The following is a 22,019-nucleotide window of genomic DNA, read 5'->3' on the forward strand; positions in this document are numbered from 1 at the left end:
CCCCAACCCCCCCGGGGGGGCGGTTTTTTGTTAAACCCCCCCCCGGGCCCCCCCGCGCCGGGGGGGGGGCCGGGGGGGGGGGGGGGGGGGGGCCGGGGGGGGGGGGGGGGGCGCGCCCACCGCGCACCCCTCCCGCTGCGTCCACGTTAGAGGTTCAGCTCCCCCCGGGCCACCGAGACCGCGTGACCGCCGATGAGCACGCGGTCACCCCGCCACTCCAGCAGCAGGTCACCACCGCGCGCCGACGCCTGGTGGGCGGACAATTCCTTGCGGCCCAACCGCTCGGCCCAGAACGGGGCGAGCACGGTGTGGGCGCGGCCGGTGACCGGGTCCTCGGCGATGCCGACCCGGGGGGCGAACACGCGGGACACGAAGTCGACGCCCTCCTCCGCGCGGGCGGTGGGGATGACCAGGTGGTAGGGCAGCCGGCCGAGGGCCGCGATGTCGGGTTCCAGGCCGCGTACCGTCGCCTCGTCGGCGACCTCGACGAGGAGGTCGTCCGCGCCGCCCAGGCCGACCCACAGGGGCTCGGTCCCCAGCGCCTCGGCCAGCCCGTCGGGGGCCGCGACGGGCACCGGGGGCTTGGCCGGGAAGTCCATCCACAGGCGCCCGTCGCGCTCGGCGACGGTGAGCAGGCCGCTGCGGGTGCTGAACCGGTACGGCCCCGGGACTCCGAGTTCGACCAGGGCGTGGGCGGTGGCCAGGGTGGCGTGTCCGCACAGGTCGATCTCGACGGTGGGGGTGAACCAGCGGAGCTCGTAGTCGGCTCCGGGGTCGTCGACCGGGCGGGCGAAGGCGGTCTCCGAGAGGTTGAACTCGGCGGCGACCCCCTGGGCCCAGGCGTCGTCGTAGGCGTCCTCCAGGACGAGGACGGCGGCGGGGTTGCCGGCCAGCGGCCGGTCGGTGAAGGCGTCGATCACGCGGTAGTCGGGCATGGGCCCATCCTGCCGACGCCGGACCCGCCGGGAAAGGGCCACTCGCGGGGCCAATGGCCCCTCCCCTCACAGGGGCGGCTCGTCCAGGATGAACATGGTCTGGGTGCTCTTGACCTCGGGGATGCGCTGCAGGCGCTCCAGGACGAAGGTGCGCAGGGCGCCGGCGTCGGCGACCCGGACCAGCAGCAGCAGGTCGACGTCGCCGGAGACGAGGGCGGCGTGGTCGACCTCGGGGATGTCGCGCAGGTACTCGCGGAACCTCTCCCAGGAGTGCTGCTCGATGCGCACCGAGACGTAGGCCGACAGGCCGATGCCGTACTTCTCGGGGTCGATGACGGCGGTGAACCCGCGGATGACCCCTTCGTCGCGCAGGCGCTCCAGGCGGGAGTAGGCGTTGGCCCGGGAGATGTGGGCCTGTTCGGCCACGGCCCGGATGGACATGCGACCGTCGTCGCGGAGCAGGGAGATGATGCGGCGGTCGGTGTCGTCCAACGGCACGGCCATGTGTCTTACCTCATACCGCTCAGGCCGCGCTCCCATGAGACCCGGGGGATCGCGCGGCGGCGCTACTGAGCAGTTCGTCCAGTATCGGCGTGGGGGCATCGACAATATGGGGTGATTCGCCTCATATTCAAGACACGGAGTACACCGATCCGGGAACGCCTCCGGAGACCGCCGACGGCAATGGCGCCGCCGGAACCCGCGGTCCCGGGCGCGACGGGGTCGGCGGGCGGGCCGGTCGACGGCGACCGGCGCGCCCCCGGACATGCCGAAGGGCCGTGGTCGTCGAGACCACGGCCCTTCGTCGGCCCGCCGGGTCGCGTGCCCCGGAGAGTCCTTTGTCCGTGAGGACACCTGGCGTCTCGGGCTCCCCGCGATCACGGGGACCCGGCAGGCCGGGCGGGGATCCCCCTACCCGCGGCCTCGCAGGCGGTCGAACAGGGAGCCCAGGCTGTGGCGGCCGCTGCTCTGGGCGGTCAGGCCGCGGCCCTCGTCCTCGGCGCCGGCGTGGGCGCCGGCGGGACGCCGGTTCCAGGCGAAGAACAGGGCGATGAGGATGGCCGGGATGATGGCCAGGGCCAGCAGGCCGGTCCCGCCCAGGACGCCGTCGCCGGCACCGGTGAGCTGGACGCCGGAGAGGTCGTTGGCGGCCGTCTGGGCGCTCACGCCGGAGTCGTCGGAGCCCTCGGAGTCGTCGGAGCCCTCGGCCGCGGCCTGCTCCTCGGCCTCCTTCTTCTCCGCCTCCTCCTTCTTCTCGGCCTCGGCCTTCTCGGCCTTCTCCTGCTCCTTCTTCTCCGCCTCTTCCTTCTTCTCCGCCTCGGACTCCTCGTTGAGGACTTCCTCGGGGATCGGCGAGACGGCGTCCTCGCACTTGTTCTCAGGCTGCTGGAAGGGGTGCGGGGCACCCTCGGTGCCGTTGCCGTCGCCCCACTCGGTGATGTAGTACTCGACGCCGTAGAGGTGGCCGTTGCCGCCGCTGACGGTGTAGTTCGTGTCGTCCCAGGTCTCGCCGGTCAGTTCGGCGAAGGTCTTGCCGTCCATGTCCAGCAGGACGTCGCAGTCGTGGGAGGGGACGCCGGGGCCGCGGTCACCGATGAAGAATTCGGCCTTCTTGCCCTCGTAAACGACGTAGCCCTCGGTACCCAGCGGCCAGCTCGGGCTGGAGAAAAGGCCCTTCTGCATGGGCTCGCCGCCTGCGGGCGCGCCCGTGTCACCGTTGATGCCGGAACCGTCGTCCCAGAAGTAGGTCGCGGTGACTTTGCCGTACTGGATGGGAGTTTCGTTGCTCATTGAGTATCTGCCAGGTAGACAACAGGGCCGAGAAGACCTTCGGGCACGTCGCAGCAGTTCACCGGGCATGCTCGGGCACGCCTCGGAAAGGGCGACATGACAGGGCTCTCCCGCCGTGGAAATCAGCGGGTGGGAATCGGAAAGCGCCGATGGACTTCGGCGGTCCGCGGGGCCGGCTCATGGAGCGGGCGGCCCGGATTCCCGGAAAGGGTCTCGATTCCCCTGCGGCTCACAGGCCGGTCAAGGGCTCGGCACCACTTCGTAGAAGACTCATAACGAAGCGATCACGAGGACACTAACCCAGGTTTAAGCAAAGTGCGCAAGGATTCCGGGTAAAATGACGATCCGTGTTCACCCGGGCACGGTCCGGGTCGTTTCCCCGAGGCCTCCGAGAACAGCGGAACCCCCGCCGTGGCAGGGGTTCGGGCCCGCCCGGGGACGGCGGGCGGGCCCTGTCCGTGGCCCTCGTCACGGGTTCCCTCCGACACGCCGCGAAGGCCGCCGGACCCCTTACGGGGACCGGTGTACGCGCCGGTAGGTCACGGCGGTCCCGGCCCGGGCGGCGCGGGCGCGCGGACGGGCGCGCATCGTCAAGCCAGGGCAATCCGCCCTCTCCGGCAGGGTCACCGGGAGGGCGGATGTTCCCCTCCCGACGCAAAGAACCCCGGGGGCCGCAACCCCCGGGGCCGCCTCTCGGCTCAGGTCACCTGTCCGCGCCGGGCAAAGCGCTCCTCACGCCACTCCCCCGTGCGGACCACCTCGTGCAGGGCCTCGGTCGCGTCCCACACGTCCGTGTACCGCAGGTACAGCGGGGTGAAGCCGAACCGCATCACGTCCGGCGCCCGGAAGTCGCCGATCACACCGCGGGCGATCAGCGCCTGCACGATCGGGTACCCGGCGCCCTCCTCCGGCTCCACCAGGGCGACCTGGCTGCCGCGCCGGGCGTGCTCGGCCGGGGTGACCGAGGAGATGCCCGCCTCCGCCGCCCGGGCCAGGAACAGGTCCGTCATCGCCAGGCTCTTGGCGCGCACCAGGGCGAGGTCGGCCCGGGCCCACACGTCCAGGCTCGCCTCCAGGGCGGCGTCGGCCACCAGGGGCTGCGAGCCGCTGAGGAAGCGCGACACCCCCGGGGCGGGCTCGTAGTCGCCGGTGAAGTCGAAGGGGCGGGCGTGCCCGTGCCAGCCGCTGAGCGGCTGGTCGGCCGCGGCGTGGTGGCGGCGGGCGGCGTACAGGAACGCGGGGGCGCCCGGGCCGGCGTTGAGGTACTTGTAGGTGCAGCCGACCGCGAAGTCGGCCCCGGAGGCGGACAGCTCCACCGGCACCGCCCCGACGCTGTGGCACAGGTCCCAGATCACCAGGGCGCCGTGCTCGTGGGCCAGCCGGGTGATGCCGGGCATGTCGCGCAGGGTGCCGGTGCGGTAGTCCACGTGGCTCAGCAGCAGCACCGCCACGTCCCCGGCGGCGAGTTCGCGCTCCAGGTCCGGGCCGTCGGGGTCCACCCGGCGCTGGACCGCCCCGGCCAGGGAGACGGCGCCCTCGGCGACGTACAGGTCCGTGGGGAAGTTGCCCGCCTCGCCCAGGACGACGGAGCGGTCCGACATGCGCAGCGCGGCGATGACGCACTTGAACAGGTTGGCCGAGGTGCCGTCGCCGACGATCACCTCGTCGGGGTCCGCGCCGACCAGCGGGGCGACCTTGGCGCCCAGGGTGCGGGGCTTGTCCCACCAGCCGGCGTCGTTCCAGCTGCGGATGAGGTCCTGCCCCCACTCCCGCTCGATCATGTCGGCGACCCGGCCCGGGGTGCTGCGCGGCAGCGCGCCCAGCGAGTTGCCGTCCAGGTAGATCACCCCGGCGGGGAGCACGAACTCGTCGCGCAGCGGGGCCAGGGGGTCGGCGGCGTCGAGCGCGGCGCACTCCTGCCGGGTGGTGGGCGTCATCGGGCGTCCTGCTTCCTGCTCATGGTGGTTCGGTGTCACGGGGCCGGGCTCAGATGGTGCTGCGCAGGGACCACAGCTCGGGGAAGACGTCCTTCTCGACGTTGCGGGCCAGCCAGGTGAGGCCGTTGGAGCCGCCGCTGCCGGGCTTGCCGCCCATGGTGCGCTTGACCGCCATGAGGTGCAGGTGGCGCCATCGCGTCACCCGCTCGGCGACGTCCATCAGGGCCTCGGCCAGCAGGTAGAGGTCGTTGCCGGGGCGGTCGTCGGCGTAGACGCGCGCCCACGCCTCCTCCACGCGCGCGTCGGGCGCGTACTCCTGCGTCCAGTCGCGCTCGGCGGCCCCGGCGGGCACCGGCAGGCCGCGCCGGCGCAGGAGGCGCAGCGCGGCGTCGTACAGGCTCGGCCGCTCCAGCAGGTCGCGCAGGTCGGCGGCGACGCCGGCCATGCCCTTGTGCGGGCGGATCATGGGGGCGGACTTGTTGCCGAGCACGAACTCCAGCTTGCGGTAGCCGAAGGACTGGAAGCCCGACGCCTCGCCGAAGGAGTCGCGGAACCGGTTGAACTCGGTGGGGCTCATGTCCCCGAGCAGCTTCCAGGAGTCGTTGAGGACGTCCTGGGCGGCGGTGGCGCGGCGCAGCCAGGCCAGCGCGCCGGGGACGTCGTCGTTCTCCAGGGCGTCGCGGGCCCGCTCCCAGCGCTCCTGGATCAGGACGAACAGCAGTTCCATGATCTGGGTGCCGATGATGAACGCCGTCTCGGCGGGCTCGTCGGTGCGCGGGTTCTGCAGGCGCAGCAGCGTGTCGATCCCGGCGTAGTCGACGTAGGGGGTGTTGCGGTCGAAGGACAGGGTGGGCTGCCCCGCGTTCTCCTGCGCCCGCCGGGCCCGGGCCTCGGCATCGGTGCCCTCGACATCGGCGGGGATGTACGGGCACTGCTGTGCGGACGTCGTGGTGAGCATCGGGAGGACCCCTCGTGTACTGCGCGGAACGTGCTGGGTGCACACGGCGCCGCCCGTGGAACCCCCGTCACGGCGCTGTGTACGTCAGCACACATGATCGAGCAGAAGAGGGGGGAAAGGAATGGACGTTGCACTCCAAAGCAGGACATCAACCTGGTATCCATAACATGTCCGGAAAATCTACTTTTGGATTGCAAAGCATGGCCTCACGAGCGCCCACGGCGCTGGACGGCGTCGACCAGCGGATCCTCGCCGAGCTCCAGCGGGACGGCCGCCTGTCCTTCAACGAGCTGTCCCGCCGCGTCAACCTCTCGGCCCCCGCCGTGGCCGACCGGGTGCGGCGGCTCACCGACCGCGGGGTGATCACCGGCTACCATGCGCACGTGGACCCGGCCGCCGCCGGACTGCCGGTGACCGCCCTGGTGCGCATGCAGTGCTTCGGCGCGCACTGCCTGCTGCGCGAGCCGGGGTCGCTGGAACGGCCCGAGATCCTCCAGGCCCACCGGGTCACCGGCGACGACTGCTGCGTCCTGCTCATCGCGGTGCGCACCATGGAGCACTTCGAGGAGGTCATCGACGGCCTCGCCGCGCACGGCCGCCCCTCCAGCACGATGATCCTGTCCAGCCCGGTGCCCTGGCGCCCGGTCTCAGCCCCGAGGACCCCATGAGCGTGCTCATCGACACCCCCGTCTGGCCCGGCCCCCGCGGCTGGCTGTTCGCGCACCTGGTGAGCGACAGCTCCTACGCGGAACTGCACGACTTCGCCCGTGAGCTGGGCGTGCCCGAGCGGGCCTTCGACCGCGACCACTACGACGTCCCCGAGCACCTGCACGCCCGGGCCCTGGCCCTGGGCGCCGAGCACGTGACCGGCAAGGAGCTCGTGACCCGGCTGCGGGCCGCCGGCCTGCGCCGCCCCAGGCTCCGGGCCTAGGCCGCGCCCTTGTGAACCTCCGCCCCACTCGGACCTCCGCTCCGCTTCGGCCCGCCCGTCGAGTGGCGGAAGGTCCTCGACGGACGGCCTGCGGCCGCAGACCTCCCTCGAGGACCGCTCCTCCGGGACCTCCGGGACCCCGCCGGGCGCCTCACGCGCTCCGGGGGTCGTCCGGGGACGCCGCCTCGGCGGCCAGCCGGTCCAGTTCGGCGAGCATGTTGGACCGGGCCCTGGCCTCCCAGTGGATGCGGCCGAACTCGGTGTGGAATATCTGCGGGGCGTCCAGCATGCCGCGCAGCACCCGGGAGCGGCCCTCCCGGAACGCCTCGTCGGGCACCCGGCGGTACTCGGCGCGGACCGCCGCCGTGTAGGCCAGGTACTCGTCCGGGGCCCCGGCCAGGACGGACAGGTCGGCGTCGGAGAGCACCTGCCCGTCGGAGTCGTCCGGCCCGGGGGCGTGCTCCCTGGTCATCAGGACCAGCCGGGCCACCTCCCCGACCCGCTCGGGGGCCAGGCCCAGCATGGGGAGCAGTTCGCGGGCCAGTCCGGCGCTGCGGTCCTCGTCCAGGCCGGGCTCGGTCTCGTACACGGCGTCGTGGAACCAGACCGCGTAGCGGACCAGGTCGGGCGAGACCGCCTCTTCGGCCAGGATGTCCACGGCCCGCAGCGTCGCCCACAGGTGGGTGAGGGTGTGGTAGCGCCGGTGGGGTTCGCTCCAGCGCGTCAGGAGCTCGCGCCCCACGGCCCGGGCCTGCGGGGAGTCCCCGGCCAGCCGCTCCCAGGAGGCTTCGAGCAGGATCCCCTCCTCCTCGTTGAGCATCCGTGCCCTCCTCCTCGGCCGCCGCCGCGGCCGCCGTCTCCCGTCGCGTCCGCCACAGTCTCCCCTACCCGGGTACCGCGGTTCGAGTCCCGTACCCCGTTCCCGGCCGCCGGGCCTCAGCCGTCGGCGGTGAGCCCCGCCTCGTAGGCGAGGATCGCCGCCTGCACGCGGTTGCGCAGCCCCAGCCGGTTGAGGATCGCGCTGACGTAGCTCTTGACGGTGCCCTCCACCAGGAACAGGCGGTCGGCGATGTCGGCGTTGGACAGGCCCGCGCCGACCAGGGCCAGGACCTCCCGCTCCCGCTGGGTCAGCTGCTCGACGCGGGTCCTGGCCGCGGCCTCGCGGGCCGGGCGCCCGCCGCCGAAGCGGTCGATCACCTGCCGGGCCACCTGCGGGGACAGGTAGGCGCCGCCGTCGGCGACCGCGTGCACGCCGGTGATCAGCTCGCGCGGGTCGCCCGCCTTGAGCAGGAACCCCGAGGCCCCGTCGCCCAGGGCGCGGGAGATGTAGGCGTCCTCTCCGAAGGTGGTGAGGACGACCACCGCGGTGGACGGGGCCAGTCGGCGCATCTCGGCCGCCGCGGCGAGCCCGTCCAGGCGGGGCATGCGGATGTCGACCAGTGCCACGTCCGGGCGGTGGGAGACCGCCAGGTCCACCGCCTCCCGGCCGTCGGCGGCCTCGGCCACCACCTCGATGTCCGGGTCGCTCTCCACGATGGCCCGCACCCCCGCGCGGATCATCGCCTCGTCGTCGGCGATCAGCACCCTGATCACGTGTGCTCTCCTCATGGTCGTCGTCGCGGGCCCGGCGGGCGCGCTCACCGTATCGGTGCCTCGCCCTTGGCGGACAGCCGGCCGTCGGTGAAGCACAGCTGGTAGAACACCCGGTCCTCGTCGAACAGGTCGGCGCTGCTGCGGTAGTAGCTGCACACCGCCCCCTCGGGCACCGCGCCCTCGGCCAGCTCCCGGGCGTCGAACGGCACCGAGAAGGGCGGCAGCGACTCCTCGACCTCGCTCTGCGGTGTCCCCGGGCGCAGTGCCCCGAACTCCTCCGGGGTGAGGGTGGTCTCCTCCATGCTCGCGGCCATCACCCAGAAGACCAGTGCCGCCAGCCCCGCGACGGCCGCCAGGGGCACCGCCACCAGGGCCATCGACCAGCCGCGGATGCGGCGCCGCGCGGCCCGCTGGAGCCGGTCGATGGCGGTGTCCTCGTCCTCCTCGGCCGCCTCGCCGGGCGGTGCGGCCCCGCCCCGGCGGGGGATGACCGCGCACACCTCCCAGGCCCCGTCCCCGGTGGGGCCCGCGGCGAAGGCCCCGCCGGCCAGCCGGACGCGTTCGCGCAGACCGATGAGGCCGCGCCCGCCGCCGACCCCGTGCCGCCCCGCCGCCGCCTCCTCGGGAACGGGGTTGACCACCCGCACCTCCAGGCGCTCCCCGTCGCCGGCGATGGAGACCGCCACCTCCGCTCCCGGGGCGTGCCGGGTGGCGTTGGTCAGGGCCTCCTGGACGACCCGGTGCACCGCCCGGCCCACCATCGGCGCCAGGGCCGCGGTGTCGAGGTCGCGGACCAGGGTGATCCGCATGCCGGAGTCGCGGGCCCGCTCGACGAGGTCGGCGACCCCCTCGCCGGTCGGGGTGACGGGGTCGGGCTCGGCCTCGGTGCGCAGCACCCCGATGATCTCCCGCAGGTGCTCGGTGGCGGTGACCGCGGTGGCGCGCAGCTCGGCGACGGCCTCGCGGTGGCGCTCCCCCAGCCCGGGGTCGACCTCCAGGGCCCCGGCGCGCAGGGCGATGAGGCTGAGCTCGTGCCCCAGGGAGTCGTGCATGTCCTGGGCGATCCGCGAGCGCTCCCGGCTGCGGGCCTGCTCGGCGACGAGCCGGTGCTCGCGGCGGAGCTGGCGGGCGTGCTCCCACCCCGCGGCGGCCAGCGCGGTGTGCTGGCGGCGGTGGGCCCCGAGCAGCCAGGCGGGTCCGGTGTTGACCAGCAGGGTGACGACCGCCACCGCCCACGTGCTCAGCGGGTAGGCGCCCCATAGCAGCGGCAGGGTCCCCAGCACCAGGGCCGCGGCGGCCAGGGCCAGGGCGGGGCGCGTGTCGGGCGAGCGGCGGCCCGCGAGGTAGGAGACGCAGGCCAGCAGCAGCCCGCCGCAGAAGAACCAGAACGAGGCGGCCGCGGCCACGACCAGGGCGGCCGGGGGGTGGCGGCGGGCGAGCAGGGCGGCCGCCGCCGCCACCGCCACCCCGGTCGCGCCCCGGGCGGCGGCCTCGCCCGCGCCGGTCGCGCCCACTGTGAAGACCACCACCGCCTCGCCCGCGAACAGCAGGGCCGCGACCGCCCCCAGGGCCGCGTCGCCCAGCGCGGCGGCCCGGGTGGGCGGCCCCGGCAGCGGCCGCACCGCGCGCCGCAGGGCGCGGCGGGCACGGGTCGCTCGGGTCGGGGCGGGTTCTTCCATGCCACCGAAGCTACCGACCGGCGCGCCGCCCCCGGTACCCACGAAAGTCAGTTCCGGTACGACCGGTGTTGCCTATCATGGGATGAATTGCGGTCCCCTTCCGTGGTCCCCCTCGTCGCGTCGTGCTGGTACCCGGAAAGCGCCCAGGACGAGCGCGCGGGACGGGAACCACGAAAGGGGCGGACGCATGTCGCCGATGGAGACACTGCGCCGGATGCACCACCTGGCCGGATGGCCACTCCTCACGGTGAGCTTCATGGCCCGCCTTCCGATCTCGATGTCCCTCATCGGCCTGCTCACCCTCGTCACCGGGGCGACCGGCAGCGTGGCCGCGGGCGGGGCGGTGACCGGGGCCTTCGCCCTGGGCGAGACCGTCGGCGGGCCCGTCATCGCCCGGTTCGCCGACCGCCACGGCCAGCGCCGCCCCCTGCTGGTGATGTCGCTGGTCGACGCCGTCCTCATCGCGCTGCTCGTGGCCGCCGTCCTGGCCGGGTACGGCCTGCCCGTCCTGGCCGGGCTCGCCGCCCTGGCCGGCCTGTGCCTGCCCCAGGTCGCCCCCATGGCGCGGACCCGGTGGGTGGTTCTCATCCGCCGGCGCGGCGACCGGGGCGTGGAGCGGGAGCGCTCGCTGGCCGCCGCCATGTCGGTGGAGGGCGTGCTCGACGAGGCCGCCTTCGTCCTGGGCCCGGCCCTGGTCGGGGTCCTGACCGTGCTGGTCTCGCCCACCGCCAGCGTGCTGGGCGCCGCCGTGCTCATCGGCGTGTTCGGAACGGTGTTCGCGCTGCACCCCACGGCGCCGCCCGGGTCCGCGCCGGTCCGCGGCCGGGGCGGCCGGATCGCCGTGCCCGCCCTGCTGGTGCTGACCGTGCCCATGTTCTGCCAGGGCCTGTTCTTCGGCGGCATGTCCACCGGGGTCACCGCGTTCGCCGCCGAGTCGGGGTACGGCGACCTGTCAGGGCTGATGTACGCGGTGATGGGTGCCAGCAGCGCCGTGGCGGGCCTGCTGATGGCCTCCCTGCCGACGGGCTTCACCCTCACCTCCCGCGCGCGGGTCGCGGCCGGGGCGCTGTTCCTGCTCTCCCTGCCGCTGTACCTGCCGCACGGGGCGGCCACCCTCGCCCTGGCCGTGTTCGTCCTGGGCGCCGCGATCGGCCCGCACCTGGTGACCCTGTTCGCGCTGGTGGAGAGGGCCGCCCCGGCCAGCCGCCTGTCGCAGTCGATGGCGATCGTGCTGAGCAGCCTCATCCTGGGCCAGGCACTGGGCTCGGCGGTGGCCGGGTCGCTGGCCGACGCGCACGGCTACCAGGGGGCGTTCGCCCTGGCCACGCTGGGCGGGCTGGTCTCCCTGCTGGTGACCGTGGCGGTCATGCGGACCCGCTGGTACGGGCGCTCCCCCGAGGCCGGGGAGGCCCCCGGAACCGGGGGCACCGCGGACGTACCGCCCCACGGGAGTGATACCGGGAACATCAGGCGTTAAACGAGCGTTAAAAGACGACCTGCAGATCCCGACGACCCTTAGGCTCGGACCTTGTGCTCGGACTCATGACCATCCTCGACTCCCGCCGTTCGAAAGAGGACGACGTGCCACAGCTCACCGGACTGGCCCGCATCACCCTCTCGGTGCGCGACCGCGACGAAAGCGTGGACTTCTACCGCGACGTGCTCGGCTTCAAGGTCAAGTGCCGCCGCGACCACGACGGCACCCTGCGGACCGAGTGCCTGCACCCCGCCTCGGGGCTGCTCCTGGCACTGATCCAGCACCGGAACAACTTCAAGAACCGGTTCGACCGCAGGCACTGCGGCCTGGACCGGCTCACCCTCGGCGTCGCCAACCTCGGCGAGCTGGAGGCGTGGGAGGAGCGGTTCGCCGACAAGGACGTGGACCACCTGCCGATCGTGCACGGCGAGGAGGGCTCCACGCTGCTCTTCTACGACCCCGACGGCACGGAGCTGGCCCTGTTCACCCGCGCCGACCTGGAGGAGGACGCGGGCTGACAGGGCCCGTCCCTCAGCGCTCGCACTCCACCAGCTTCAGGCGCACGTCGCGCTCGGCGAGTTCGTCGACGGCCGAGCGCGGGAGCCGGTCGTCGGTGATGATGAGGTCGAACTGCTCCAGGCTCGCCACCCGGAAGGTGCCGAACTTCCCGTACTTGGTGCTGTCCACGGTGAGCACGCTCTTGGAGGCGATGCGCAGCAGCTGCTGCTTGGCCACCACCTTGGCCTCGGACGGGGTGGTCGACCCGCGCTCGGCGTCCCAGGAGCTGCTGGCGATGAACGCCAGGTCCACGTTGACCTGCTTGAGGAACTCGGCGGTGAAGCGGCCCACCGACGAGTGGTCGGAGTGGGACACCACGCCGCCGGTGTGGATGAGCTCGATGCCCGGGTACTCCATCAGGTGGCCCACGACGTTGAAGTCGCTGGTGATGACGGTGAGCCCGACCTTGTCGGTGAGCATCGGGACCATCTGGAGCGTGGTCGTGCCCGCGTCGAGGTAGATGGTGAAGTTCTCGCGCACCAGGTCGGCCGCGGCCCGCGCGATGGCCCGCTTGGCGGGCACCTCCAGCTGGGCCTTGGCCAGGTAGGACGGCTCGCTCTTGAGCCGCGCGGCGAGCCGCACCCCTCCGGTGACCGACAGGACCTTGCCGTCGTTCTCCAGTGCCTGGATGTCGCGACGGACGGTCATGTGGGACACGGACAGCATCGAGGTGAGCTCGTTGATACTCAGCACATGCCGCTCCTGGAGGAGCTTGAGGATGTGCTCTCGTCGCTGGTCCGGAATCATCGTTCGCCTCACACTCGGGGGCCTGGCCGCTGCGCCGTGCGGTCACGACGCCGTGTAACAAAGTTTCCCAGTTCGCGGCACCGGGGACGGCTGTCCCACGACGTGAGTCCGCTCGCAATCGCGCGGGAACCCCCCGGACACACCGCCGTTCGCGCCCCGGCGGCCGCCCGCCGCAACCGGTTTCGGCGTTTTTCCTGTTTGCCCCACGTGCGCCGGTGGTTTTTGCCACCCTTGACAGCATGACGTTGTCCATCGCACTGCGCGGAGACACCGCACGTTTCCCCGGGAACACGCTCCCGGCCCTGCGCTCAGCCTGGCGTGCCGGGGCCGACCTGGTCAAGATCGACGTCCACCTGACCTCCGACGGGTACCCCGTCCTGGTCGACGAACGCACCGTGGCGACCCCGGGGTCCCCGCCGCGGCCGGTGGCCGAACTGACCCTCGCCGAACTCGCCGGAGCCCGCGACGACGTGGACCGGCGCATCCCGACACTGATGGAGGTCACCGCGGAGTTCACGGGTGACGAGGGGCCGCCCCTGCTGGTGGACTCCGCCACCCCGGAGGCCGCGCTGGCCGCGGACTCCCTGCTGCGCGACCGGGTCACCGCCCGGGTCCTGCACACCGGCTCCACCGAGACCCTGGCCGCCCTGCGCGCCCAGAACCCCGACGCCCGCCTCATGATCGCCTGGGACCAGCCGACCCCGCCGTCGGAGTCGGCCCTGCGCGGCCTGCGGCCGACGTACCTGGGGACGCACCACACCCTGATCACGCGGGACTCGATCGGGGAAATGCACCGATTCGGATATTCGGTCGCCGCGTGGACGGTGAACGATTTCACGGAGATGGCGCGGTTGGTCGGAATGGGAGTGGACGCCATCGCCACCGAACGGGTGGACGACCTCGTCCCCCTCACGACCGGCCGCGTCCAGGGGGGAGTGCAGACGACGGGGCAGGTCTGAGCCGCTTCCGCGGCCTCGTGCGCACCGTGGCGCCCCTGGGGAGGAGGCGCCACGGAGGGCATTTCACGCGACATTTCTCGCATGGTTCACATGTGTCACCGAACTTCGCCATTAATCACCGAGTTCTGCGGTTCCGCCCGTTTCGCCGTGCGATCGCGGATATCCTCGAAAGCGATTCACGCAAGGAACCCTGACGCGCGCCGCCGTCCCCTCGACGGCGCGCCCCCGAGCGATGAGACACCGACACATGACGGCCGACATCTCCCCTCACGCGCTCCGCGCGACGGCCCCCGTCCTGGACTGTGCCGCCAGGCTGTTCGCCGAGCACGGCTCCCGAGGCCTGCCCATGTCCGACCTGACCCGCCGCATCTCGGCGGAGACCGGGACGGACCCCGCCTCGCTGCGTCGTCTCTTCCCCACCCGCTTCGACCTGGCCTACGCGGTGGTCCTGCGCGCGGCCCGGGACCGGGTGGAGCGCCAGCTGGCCGCCGACGACCCCGCCGCGGGCGCCGTCGAGCGCATGTCCGCGCTGGTGGTCCGGCACGTGGAGACGGGCTGGCGGCACCGGACCGCCACCGCGCTGGCCCACGAGATCCTGCCGACCCTGCGGGCCATCCACCAGGAGCGCCACCGGGAGATCGGCGCCCTCCACCGCACCTACCGCGAGCACATCCGCCGGATCATCGTCGACGGCGTCCTGGCCGGCGCCTTCCACGTGGACGACCCGGGCCGGGCCGCCGACGAGGTGCTGGACACCTTCGACTCCCTGCTGCACTGGTACCGCCCCGAGGGCGGGCTCAGCCTGGCCGACCTGGGGGCCGTCTACGTGGACCTGGTCATCCACCACCACCTGGGCTGTCCGCGCTGACCTCGTCGGGGGAGCCGCCGTCGGCGCGGGGGCGGCCCATCAGCGCGTCGAGGTCGATCGACTCCGCCAGGGCGCGCAGGCCCGCGTCCCCGGGGTGGATGTGGTCGCCCGAGTCGTAGGCGGGCAGCAGCCGGGTCGGGTCCTGCGGGTCGCGCAGCACCGCGTCGAAGTCCCACACCCCGTCGAACGGCGACGAGGGGTCCTGGGCCCGCGACCGCAGGTGCGCGTTGACCGTCTGGCGGGCGGCCTCCACCTGCGCGGTGCAGCGCGCCTCGCCCGCGCACGGGCCCAGGGTCGCCACGAACACCCGCATCCCGCGCTCGCGGGCCGAGGCCGCCAGGTCCTCCAGCCCCGCGATGACCTGCTCGGGCGGGGTGCCCCAGCGCAGGTCGTTGATCCCGGCGAAAAGGACGAGCGCCTGCGCTCCGTGCTGGCCGAACACGTCGCGGGGCGCGCGGTGGAGCCCGGAGACCCCGGAGGCGTTCACCGACACCCCCTCGCCCGGGTAGGCGTCGCTCACCACGTGGTTGCCCGTGATGCCCAGGTTGAGGACGCCCGGGTGGGGCAGGTCGGCGCGGGCGTGCAGGCGTGCGCTGAGCACGTCCGGCCAGCGCCTGTGCGCGTCCCGGGTGGAGCGGGCGCCGTCGGTGATGGAGTCGCCGAACGCGACGATCGCCCCGGGCGCGTCCATGACCTCGATGCCGGTGAGGAAGGGCCACTGGTAGAGGCGGCCGGTGAACGGGGCGCCGGTGGTGTCCAGGGTGAGGTCGCCGCCGCCCGGCTCCCCGAGGTAGCTCGTGTCCCCCGCCGCGTAGTGCAGCGGCGCGGCGTACACGGGGTCGGGCAGGTAGAGGCTGACCAGGGCGTCGGTCTGCGGCGGCAGCAGCAGGTCGACGGGGTCGCTGTAGACCTGTCCCCCGGCCGGGATGGAGACGTCGGAGCGGCCGCCGAAGGTGAGCGGGACTGCCGCGCCGCGCGTGGCGGCGCCGGTCCCGCGCAGGGCCACCGAGGCGGCGCCGATGGTGACCGGCTCGGCGGCGAACGTGTTGTCCAGGCGGATCCGGACCCGGTGGCCGCCCGTGGTGCTGCGCACGGCCAGGCGGACCGTCTGGTCCTGCCAGGGGCCCACCTCCATGTAGGCCGAGGTGGCCCGGGCCCAGGTCCCGGTCCACCCGTGGTCGGCCGCGCGGGTCCCGATGGAGAAGACGTGCAGGTCCCCCGGGTCGGTCTCGGGCAGCACCAGGTGGGAGACCTCCCTCCCGGGGTCGGCGGGCACCGAGCGCGCGTACAGGCGCACCGAGCCCAGCACCGTGTCCGCGCCGTCCGTGACACCGGTGTCGTCGGCGTCCGCGCCGGCGTCGTCGGTGTTGGCGTAGGGCAGGACCAGGGCGGCGTCGCCGGCCGGGCCGCTGACCCAGTCCGGGGAGGTGAGGGCGAAGGGCTGCTCGGTGCCGTCGGTGTAGACGATCCGGCCGCTGCCGCCGACCGGGGCGCCGCCCGCGCCGGTGGCCGTGACCAGGAACGTCAGCGACTCGTGGCGGCCGTACAGGCGTACCTCCTGCCCGTCGGCGACCAGGTGGTCCGGGCGCCCGGGCGCGTAGTCGGGGACCTCCAGGGTGGTGCCCAGCAGGGTGATCTCCCGCCCGGGCGTCCATCCGGCCAGGGCCAGGGCCTGGGCGGAGAGGCTGTTGCCCGCGCCGTCGAGGTCGACGTCGGCCGTCGAGCCGTCCCGGGAGACGCCGACGCGGTCGAGGAGGCTGCTGAACGGGCGGCCCGGGGGCGCGGCCGGCGCCTGCGGGGCGGGTTCGGTGGGCCGGGCGTCCACGTCCCGGGAGACGGTGGCGTGCAGGACGGTCACCAGGGCGGCGCCCACCAGGACGGCGGCGGACGCGCGCAGCAGGCCCCTGTTCCAGGTGCCGGGCCCGCTCCGCCGGGACCCGCGGTGCGCTCCGCGCCCTCGTCGCCGCTCGTCCACACCACACCCCTCACGGTCCGCCGGACACACCCCTGCTAACGATCCGTCCGACGGCGCCGGGTTCGGGATGGTTGGTGAGACGTGGGCCACCACCGGGACGGAGAGGGGGGCCGCCGCCGGGTTCAGGGGCGGGAAGGGCCCGCACGCGCTCCCGCGGGCGGAACGGGGTAGGCCGGGCAGGACTCGAACCCGCGACCCAGGGATTATGAGTCCCCTGCTCTAACCAGCTGAGCTACCGGCCCGCCGTCGTCGACGCACGTCATCCTAACAGGGTGTGTCCGACGTTTCCGAGTCGTGAATGCACTGCCGCGCAAGGGATGGCGGGCCCCGGGCCGCCGCCGGGGCGCGTTGGGCGCACCTGGGTCGCGGTGGGCGGCGCGGTGCGGTCTAGTGTGGTGTGGTGCGGCGCGCGCCCGGCGACCCCGGCGCCCGGTACCGGCGCCGCTTCGTACCCGTTGGTAACATCGCGGGTCGCACATCGTCGTCAGGAGAGTTCACGCCATGTCCAAAGCACCCGTCAACGTCACCGTCACCGGCGCCGCCGGTCAGATCGGCTACGCCCTGCTGTTCCGGATCGCCTCCGGCCAGCTGCTCGGCGCCGACACCCCGGTGAAGCTGCGTCTGCTGGAGATCCCCCAGGCCGTCAAGGCCGCCGAGGGCACCGCGATGGAGCTCGACGACTGCGCCTTCCCGCTGCTGCAGGGGATCGACATCTTCGACGACCCGCGCCAGGCCTTCGCGGGCGCCAACATCGCCCTGCTCGTGGGCGCCCGCCCCCGCGGCCCGGGCATGGAGCGCGGCGACCTCCTGGAGGCCAACGGCGGCATCTTCAAGCCCCAGGGCGAGGCCATCAACGCCGGCGCCGCCGACGACATCCGCGTCCTGGTGGTCGGCAACCCCGCCAACACCAACGCCCTCATCGCCCAGAGCCACGCCCCGGACGTCCCGGCCGAGCGCTTCACCGCGATGACCCGCCTGGACCACAACCGCGCGCTCACCCAGCTCGCCAAGAAGCTCGACGTGTCGATCAACGACATCAAGAAGCTGACGATCTGGGGCAACCACTCCGCGACCCAGTACCCGGACCTGTTCCGCGCCGAGGTGAACGGCACCAACGCCGCCGAGGCCGTCAACGACCAGAAGTGGCTCGAGGACGACTTCATCCCGACCGTCGCCAAGCGCGGCGCAGCGATCATCGACGCCCGGGGCGCCTCCTCGGCCGCCTCGGCCGCCAACGCCGCCATCGACCACGTCTACGACTGGGTCAACGGCACCCCCGAGGGCGACTGGACCTCCGCCGCCATCCCGTCCGACGGCTCCTACGGCGTGCCCGAGGGCCTCATCTCCTCCTTCCCCGTCGTCTCGCGCGGTGGCCGGTGGGAGATCGTGCAGGGCCTGGAGATCGACGAGTTCTCCCGCGGCCGCATCGACGCCTCCGTCCAGGAGCTCGTCGAGGAGCGCGACACCGTCAAGAAGCTCGGCCTGGTCTGAGGACCGGCGGGTCCCGGGGGCCGGCCGGCCCCGTGAGACCCCGACCGCCGCACGGCGGGCGCGCCCCGGGGCGCGCCCGCCGTCGCCGTGTCCGGCCCCCTACCAGCGCTGGAGCGGGCAGTGGACGGGACCGGGCAGTATAGAGACCGTGAGTCTCATTGATGCGCTTCCGGCCGAACCCGAACCCGACTCCCTCTACGAGGCGTTCGCCGCCTGGGCCGAGGAGCGGGGCCTCACCCTCTACCCGCACCAGGAGGAGGCGCTCATCGAGGTCGTCTCCGGCTCGAACGTCATCCTCAACACCCCGACCGGCTCCGGCAAGAGCATGGTCGCGACCGGCGCCCTGTTCGCCGCGCTGGCCCGGGACGAGTGCGCGTTCTACACCGCGCCCATCAAGGCCCTGGTGTCGGAGAAGTTCTTCGACCTGTGCAAGATCTTCGGCACCGAGAACGTCGGGATGATGACCGGCGACGCCAGTGTCAACGCCGACGCCCCCATCGTGTGCTGCACCGCCGAGGTGCTCGCCCAGATCGCCCTGGCCGAGGGCGCGGACGCCGACATCAACACGGTCGTCATGGACGAGTTCCACTTCTACGCCGAGCCCGACCGCGGCTGGGCCTGGCAGGTGCCGCTGCTGGAGATGCCGCAGGCGCAGTTCCTGCTGATGTCGGCGACCCTGGGCGACGTCACCCGGTTCGAGGAGGACCTGGAGAAGCGCACCGGGCGGTCCACCGCGGTGGTCACGTCCGCCGAGCGCCCCGTCCCCCTCTACTACGACTACCGGGTCACCCCGCTGCACGAGACCCTGGAGGAGCTGCTCCAGGGCGGCGACGCCCCCGTCTACATCGTCCACTTCACCCAGGCGCAGGCGATCGAGCGGGCGCAGTCGCTCACCAGCATCAACATGTGCACCAAGGAGGAGAAGGCGCAGATCGCCGCGGAGATCGGCGACTTCCGCTTCACCACCCGGTTCGGCCGCAACCTGTCCCGGTACGTGCGCCACGGCATCGGCGTCCACCACGCCGGGATGCTGCCCAAGTACCGGCGGCTGGTCGAGCGGCTGGCCCAGCGCGGGCTGCTCAAGGTCATCTGCGGCACCGACACCCTGGGGGTGGGCGTCAACGTGCCCATCCGCACCGTGATGTTCACCGCCCTGAGCAAGTACGACGGGGTGCGGGTGCGGCGGCTGCGGGCCCGGGAGTTCCACCAGATCGCCGGGCGGGCGGGCCGCGCCGGGTTCGACACCGTCGGCAACGTGGTGGCGCTGGCGCCCGAGCACGTCATCGAGAACGAGAAGGCCCTGGCCAAGGCCGGGGAGGACCCCAAGAAGCGGCGCAAAGTGGTGCGCAAGAAGGCGCCCGAGGGCTTCGTGTCGTGGGACAAGGCCACGTTCGAGAAGCTCATCGAGGCCGAGCCCGAGCCGCTGACCTCCCGGTTCCGGGTGAGCAACGCGATGCTGCTGAGCGTCATCGCCCGCCCCGGCAACTGCTTCACCGCCATGAAGCACCTGCTGACCGAGAACCACGACGACCGCAAGGCCCAGCGCAGGCACATCCACGAGGCGATCGCCATCTACCGGTCGCTGCTGGACGGCGGAATCGTGGAGACCCTGCCCGAGCCGGACGGGCAGGGCCGCACCGCCCGGCTCACCGTGGACCTCCAGTCCGACTTCGCGCTCAACCAGCCGCTGTCCACGTTCGCGCTGGCGGCGCTGGAGCTGCTGGACCGCGAGTCGCCGTCCTACGCCCTGGACGTGCTGAGCGTGGTGGAGTCCACCCTGGACGACCCCCGGCAGATCCTGGGCGCCCAGCTCAACAAGGCGCGCGGCGAGGCCGTGCAGCGGATGAAGGAGGACGGCGTCGAGTACGAGGAGCGCATGGAGCTCCTGGAGGACGTCGACTACCCCAAGCCGCTGGAGGAGCTGCTCTCCCACGCCTACGACACCTACCGGCGCGGCCACCCGTGGGTGGGCGACCACCCGCTGCGGCCCAAGAGCGTGGCCCGCGACATGTACGAGCGGGCGATGACCTTCACCGAGTACGTGGGCCACTACGAGCTGGCGCGCTCGGAGGGCCTGGTGCTGCGGTACCTGGCGGGCGCCTACAAGGCCCTGGACCAGACGGTGCCCGACGACGCCAAGACCGAGGAGCTGCACGACATCATCGCGTGGCTGGGCGAGCTGGTGCGGCAGGTGGACTCCAGCCTCCTGGACGAGTGGGAGCAGCTGACCAACCCGCAGCAGGAGGCGCCGCAGGAGCAGGTGCCCGAGGAGCGGGTGCGCCCGGTCACCGCCAACCCGCGCGCCTTCCGGGTGCTGGTCCGCAACGAGCTGTTCCGCCGGGTGGAGCTGGCCGCCCGCCGCCGCTACCAGGAGCTGGGCGCCCTGGAGGACGCGGGCGAATGGGACGCCCAGGCCTGGCAGGAGGCCCTGGAGGAGTACTACGACGAGCACGACTCCATCGGCACCGGCCCCGACGCCCGCGGCCCCAAGATGCTCCTCATCGAGGAGGAGGACGGGCTGTGGCGGGTGCGGCAGATCCTCGCCGACCCCGCCGGGGACCACGACTGGGGCATCTCCGCCGAGGTGGACCTGGCGTCCTCCGACGCCGAGGGGCGCGCCGTCGTCCACATCGCGGACGTGAACCGGCTCTGATCCGCAGGGCCCGCGCGCGCCGGACGAGCCGCGCGGGCCGGCTCAGCCGAGCAGGTGGGCGTTGACCTCGCGGACCCCGTCCGCGAGGTCGGAGCGCTCCAGCACCGTGCGGCCGGCGGCGCGCAGGCGCTCGGCGCCCACGCAGTCGACGAACACCGCCGGCTCGCGCCAGGCGAAGACCACCCGCGGGACCGGTGTGGTGAGGATGAGCGACGCGCACGGCAGCGGGCGCGAGGAGCGGGAGCTGCACGGCTCCAGCGACGAGTACAGGGTGGCCCCGGCCAGACGGGGGTCGTCCGGCCCGACGTCGCGCAGGGCCGCCTCCTCGGCGTGGTCGTGGGGGTCGTCGCGGCGCGAGTAGCCCTCGCCGAGCACCGTGCCGTCGGCGGCCACGACCACGCAGCCGACGGAGAACGCGGTGTCCGAGGGCGGGCACAGCCGGGACAGGTCGACGGTGCGGCGCAGCCAGTGGGCGTCCGCGTCGCCCGCGGCGGGCGCGGGCCCGGCGCTCACGCGGCGCCCTCCGCGTCGAGGCGGTAGCGCAGGACCGCGATGTCGCCGACCGCACGGGCCTCCACCAGGCGCATCGGCGCGGCCGGGGTGGCCGTGAAGGCCCCCGGGTGGACGAAGGACGGGGCGTCGGCCTCACCCACGAAGAACGGGGCGACGGCCAGCCTCAGCTCGTCGACCAGCCCGGAGGTGAGGAACAGGGTATGGATGCGGCCGCCGCCCTCCACCAGCAGCCGCCGCACGCCGCGGGCCGCCAGGTCGGCCTGGATCGCCTCCACGGTGGGCGGGTCCCCGGCGTCCACCACGTCGACCGGGGGCAGGCCGCCGGGGCGGTCCGCGAACCGGTCCCGGGCGCGCCCGACCCCGTCGCCGCCGGTGTAGACGACCGCTCCGGCGTCCCCCGTGGTGAAGAGCCGCGCGCCGGGGTCGAGGTCCCCGGTGCGGGTGACGACGGCCTTGAGCAGGTTCTCGGTCAGCCCTTGCTCCCGGCGGCGGGCGCGCAGCCGCTCGGAGCGGACCAGCAGCCGGGGGTCGTCGTTGCGCAGGGTGCCGGCGCCGACGAGGATCGCGTCGCACTGCGCGCGCAGTTCGTCGACCTCGGCGAAGTCGGCCTCGTTGGACAGGCGCAGCCGCTCGGGACCGGTGTCGTCGATGCGCCCGTCGACGGACACGGCGCAGCTGAGGATGGTGTGGGGACGGTCCATGGGCCCAGGCTAGCGGCGTCCGCGCGGCGGGTGCGCCCGGCCGTCGCGCGGTATTCATCGGCGCTCGGGACCTTGTGCCATTTCGGCGGCCGAAACCGATTGTCGCAGGCCGTGGGCGCGCTCTCGAATTTCTCTCCGCGTCGGCCGGGATATGGGACAACGACCGATATTCGTGTTCGGAGGGGCCGCGGTGGTCCACGGGGGCACCCGCCCCAGGGGCGCCACATGCGTCACTTCAGCCCCACCGGACTCC

General features: G+C 73.3%; 20 protein-coding genes and 1 tRNA gene. 8 read left to right on the top strand and 13 right to left on the bottom strand.

The genetic code is table 11. The features are described 5' to 3' along the window. Nucleotides 1–146: 146 nt before the first annotated feature. The 5 genes from ACFVNO_RS17695 to ACFVNO_RS17715 form a co-directional block, all read right to left on the bottom strand. The gene (locus tag ACFVNO_RS17695) at nt 147–935 is read right to left on the bottom strand and encodes a PhzF family phenazine biosynthesis protein (protein WP_355259959.1); all 789 of its coding nucleotides are present in this window, start codon (nt 933–935) and stop codon (nt 147–149) included. A gap of 66 nt (nt 936–1,001) precedes the next feature. After that, entirely contained in the window at nt 1,002–1,439 is a 438-nt protein-coding gene (locus ACFVNO_RS17700; protein WP_220562578.1) for an Lrp/AsnC family transcriptional regulator, read from the bottom strand. Nucleotides 1,440–1,847: 408 nt separating this feature from the next. Continuing rightward, complete coding sequence (locus ACFVNO_RS17705) at nt 1,848–2,726, bottom strand: hypothetical protein (RefSeq protein WP_355259956.1); 879 nt, start codon at nt 2,724–2,726, stop codon at nt 1,848–1,850. 698 nt (nt 2,727–3,424) lie between these two features. Then, nucleotides 3,425–4,663, bottom strand: a complete 1,239-nt coding sequence (gene kynU, locus ACFVNO_RS17710; protein ID WP_220562580.1) for a kynureninase — start codon at nt 4,661–4,663, stop codon at nt 3,425–3,427. Nucleotides 4,664–4,712: 49 nt separating this feature from the next. Further along, nucleotides 4,713–5,621 carry a tryptophan 2,3-dioxygenase family protein gene (locus tag ACFVNO_RS17715; RefSeq protein ID WP_355259950.1) on the bottom strand — a complete coding sequence of 303 codons (909 nt, stop codon included), beginning with the start codon at nt 5,619–5,621 and terminating at the stop codon, nt 4,713–4,715. Between the two features lie 200 nt (nt 5,622–5,821). Here ACFVNO_RS17715 and ACFVNO_RS17720 point away from each other — a divergent pair, with 200 nt between their 5' ends. Both ACFVNO_RS17720 and ACFVNO_RS17725 read left to right on the top strand, forming a co-directional pair. Further along, entirely contained in the window at nt 5,822–6,289 is a 468-nt protein-coding gene (locus ACFVNO_RS17720) for an Lrp/AsnC family transcriptional regulator (protein ID WP_220562582.1), read from the top strand. Beyond that, nucleotides 6,286–6,552: a DUF4031 domain-containing protein gene (locus tag ACFVNO_RS17725; protein ID WP_355259947.1), complete on the top strand. Its 267-nt coding sequence runs from the start codon at nt 6,286–6,288 to the stop codon at nt 6,550–6,552. The genes ACFVNO_RS17720 and ACFVNO_RS17725 overlap by 4 nt, the downstream gene beginning before the upstream one ends. A 151-nt stretch (nt 6,553–6,703) precedes the next feature. Here ACFVNO_RS17725 and ACFVNO_RS17730 read toward each other — a convergent pair whose 3' ends face one another. From ACFVNO_RS17730 to ACFVNO_RS17740, 3 genes are all read right to left on the bottom strand, one after another. Then, complete coding sequence (locus tag ACFVNO_RS17730) at nt 6,704–7,372, bottom strand: metal-dependent phosphohydrolase (RefSeq protein ID WP_355259944.1); 669 nt, start codon at nt 7,370–7,372, stop codon at nt 6,704–6,706. 116 nt (nt 7,373–7,488) lie between these two features. Beyond that, nucleotides 7,489–8,145: a response regulator transcription factor gene (locus ACFVNO_RS17735; protein ID WP_355259941.1), complete on the bottom strand. Its 657-nt coding sequence runs from the start codon at nt 8,143–8,145 to the stop codon at nt 7,489–7,491. A gap of 44 nt (nt 8,146–8,189) precedes the next feature. Beyond that, on the bottom strand, nt 8,190–9,824 hold the full coding sequence (locus ACFVNO_RS17740; protein WP_355259938.1) for a histidine kinase: 1,635 nt from the start codon (nt 9,822–9,824) through the stop codon (nt 8,190–8,192). Nucleotides 9,825–10,011: 187 nt separating this feature from the next. On the opposite strand from ACFVNO_RS17740, the gene ACFVNO_RS17745 reads away from it, so the two are divergent. Together ACFVNO_RS17745 and ACFVNO_RS17750 are read left to right on the top strand one after the other, a co-directional pair. Beyond that, complete coding sequence (locus ACFVNO_RS17745; RefSeq protein WP_378893794.1) at nt 10,012–11,301, top strand: MFS transporter; 1,290 nt, start codon at nt 10,012–10,014, stop codon at nt 11,299–11,301. Nucleotides 11,302–11,366: 65 nt separating this feature from the next. Next, nucleotides 11,367–11,819 (top strand): VOC family protein, encoded by a 453-nt coding sequence (locus ACFVNO_RS17750; protein ID WP_220562588.1) that lies wholly within the window; start codon nt 11,367–11,369, stop codon nt 11,817–11,819. Nucleotides 11,820–11,832: 13 nt separating this feature from the next. On the opposite strand, the gene ACFVNO_RS17755 is transcribed toward ACFVNO_RS17750, so the two are convergent. Beyond that, entirely contained in the window at nt 11,833–12,606 is a 774-nt protein-coding gene (locus ACFVNO_RS17755; protein ID WP_220562589.1) for a DeoR/GlpR family DNA-binding transcription regulator, read from the bottom strand. Nucleotides 12,607–12,845: 239 nt separating this feature from the next. On the opposite strand from ACFVNO_RS17755, the gene ACFVNO_RS17760 reads away from it, so the two are divergent. Beyond that, nucleotides 12,846–13,565 carry a glycerophosphodiester phosphodiesterase gene (locus tag ACFVNO_RS17760; RefSeq protein WP_355259932.1) on the top strand — a complete coding sequence of 240 codons (720 nt, stop codon included), beginning with the start codon at nt 12,846–12,848 and terminating at the stop codon, nt 13,563–13,565. A gap of 247 nt (nt 13,566–13,812) precedes the next feature. Next, a complete protein-coding gene (locus ACFVNO_RS17765) occupies nt 13,813–14,433 on the top strand; it encodes a TetR/AcrR family transcriptional regulator (RefSeq protein ID WP_355259929.1) in 621 nt (206 codons plus the stop codon). Here the strand turns inward: ACFVNO_RS17765 and ACFVNO_RS17770 are convergent. After that, nucleotides 14,402–16,408, bottom strand: a complete 2,007-nt coding sequence (locus ACFVNO_RS17770; protein WP_378893799.1) for a GDSL-type esterase/lipase family protein — start codon at nt 16,406–16,408, stop codon at nt 14,402–14,404. The two genes, ACFVNO_RS17765 and ACFVNO_RS17770, sit on opposite strands and share 32 nt — an antisense overlap. 168 nt (nt 16,409–16,576) lie before the next feature. Then, nucleotides 16,577–16,650: transfer RNA gene (locus tag ACFVNO_RS17775), tRNA-Ile, on the bottom strand. A 259-nt stretch (nt 16,651–16,909) separates the two neighbouring features. Here ACFVNO_RS17775 and ACFVNO_RS17780 point away from each other — a divergent pair. Both ACFVNO_RS17780 and ACFVNO_RS17785 read left to right on the top strand, forming a co-directional pair. After that, complete coding sequence (locus tag ACFVNO_RS17780; RefSeq protein ID WP_355259926.1) at nt 16,910–17,899, top strand: malate dehydrogenase; 990 nt, start codon at nt 16,910–16,912, stop codon at nt 17,897–17,899. Nucleotides 17,900–18,047: 148 nt separating this feature from the next. Next, a complete protein-coding gene (locus ACFVNO_RS17785) occupies nt 18,048–20,552 on the top strand; it encodes a DEAD/DEAH box helicase (protein WP_378893802.1) in 2,505 nt (834 codons plus the stop codon). 42 nt (nt 20,553–20,594) lie between these two features. Here the strand turns inward: ACFVNO_RS17785 and ACFVNO_RS17790 are convergent, their stop codons facing one another. Both ACFVNO_RS17790 and ACFVNO_RS17795 read right to left on the bottom strand, forming a co-directional pair. Continuing rightward, entirely contained in the window at nt 20,595–21,065 is a 471-nt protein-coding gene (locus ACFVNO_RS17790; RefSeq protein WP_355259920.1) for a deaminase, read from the bottom strand. Next, nucleotides 21,062–21,766: a dihydrofolate reductase family protein gene (locus ACFVNO_RS17795; protein WP_355259917.1), complete on the bottom strand. Its 705-nt coding sequence runs from the start codon at nt 21,764–21,766 to the stop codon at nt 21,062–21,064. Before ACFVNO_RS17795 ends, ACFVNO_RS17790 begins: the two co-directional genes overlap by 4 nt. Nucleotides 21,767–22,019 lie beyond the last annotated feature (253 nt).

Origin of the sequence: Nocardiopsis sp. NPDC057823 (assembly GCF_042797335.1) — a bacterium.
Lineage (GTDB): Bacteria > Actinomycetota > Actinomycetes > Streptosporangiales > Streptosporangiaceae > Nocardiopsis > Nocardiopsis changdeensis.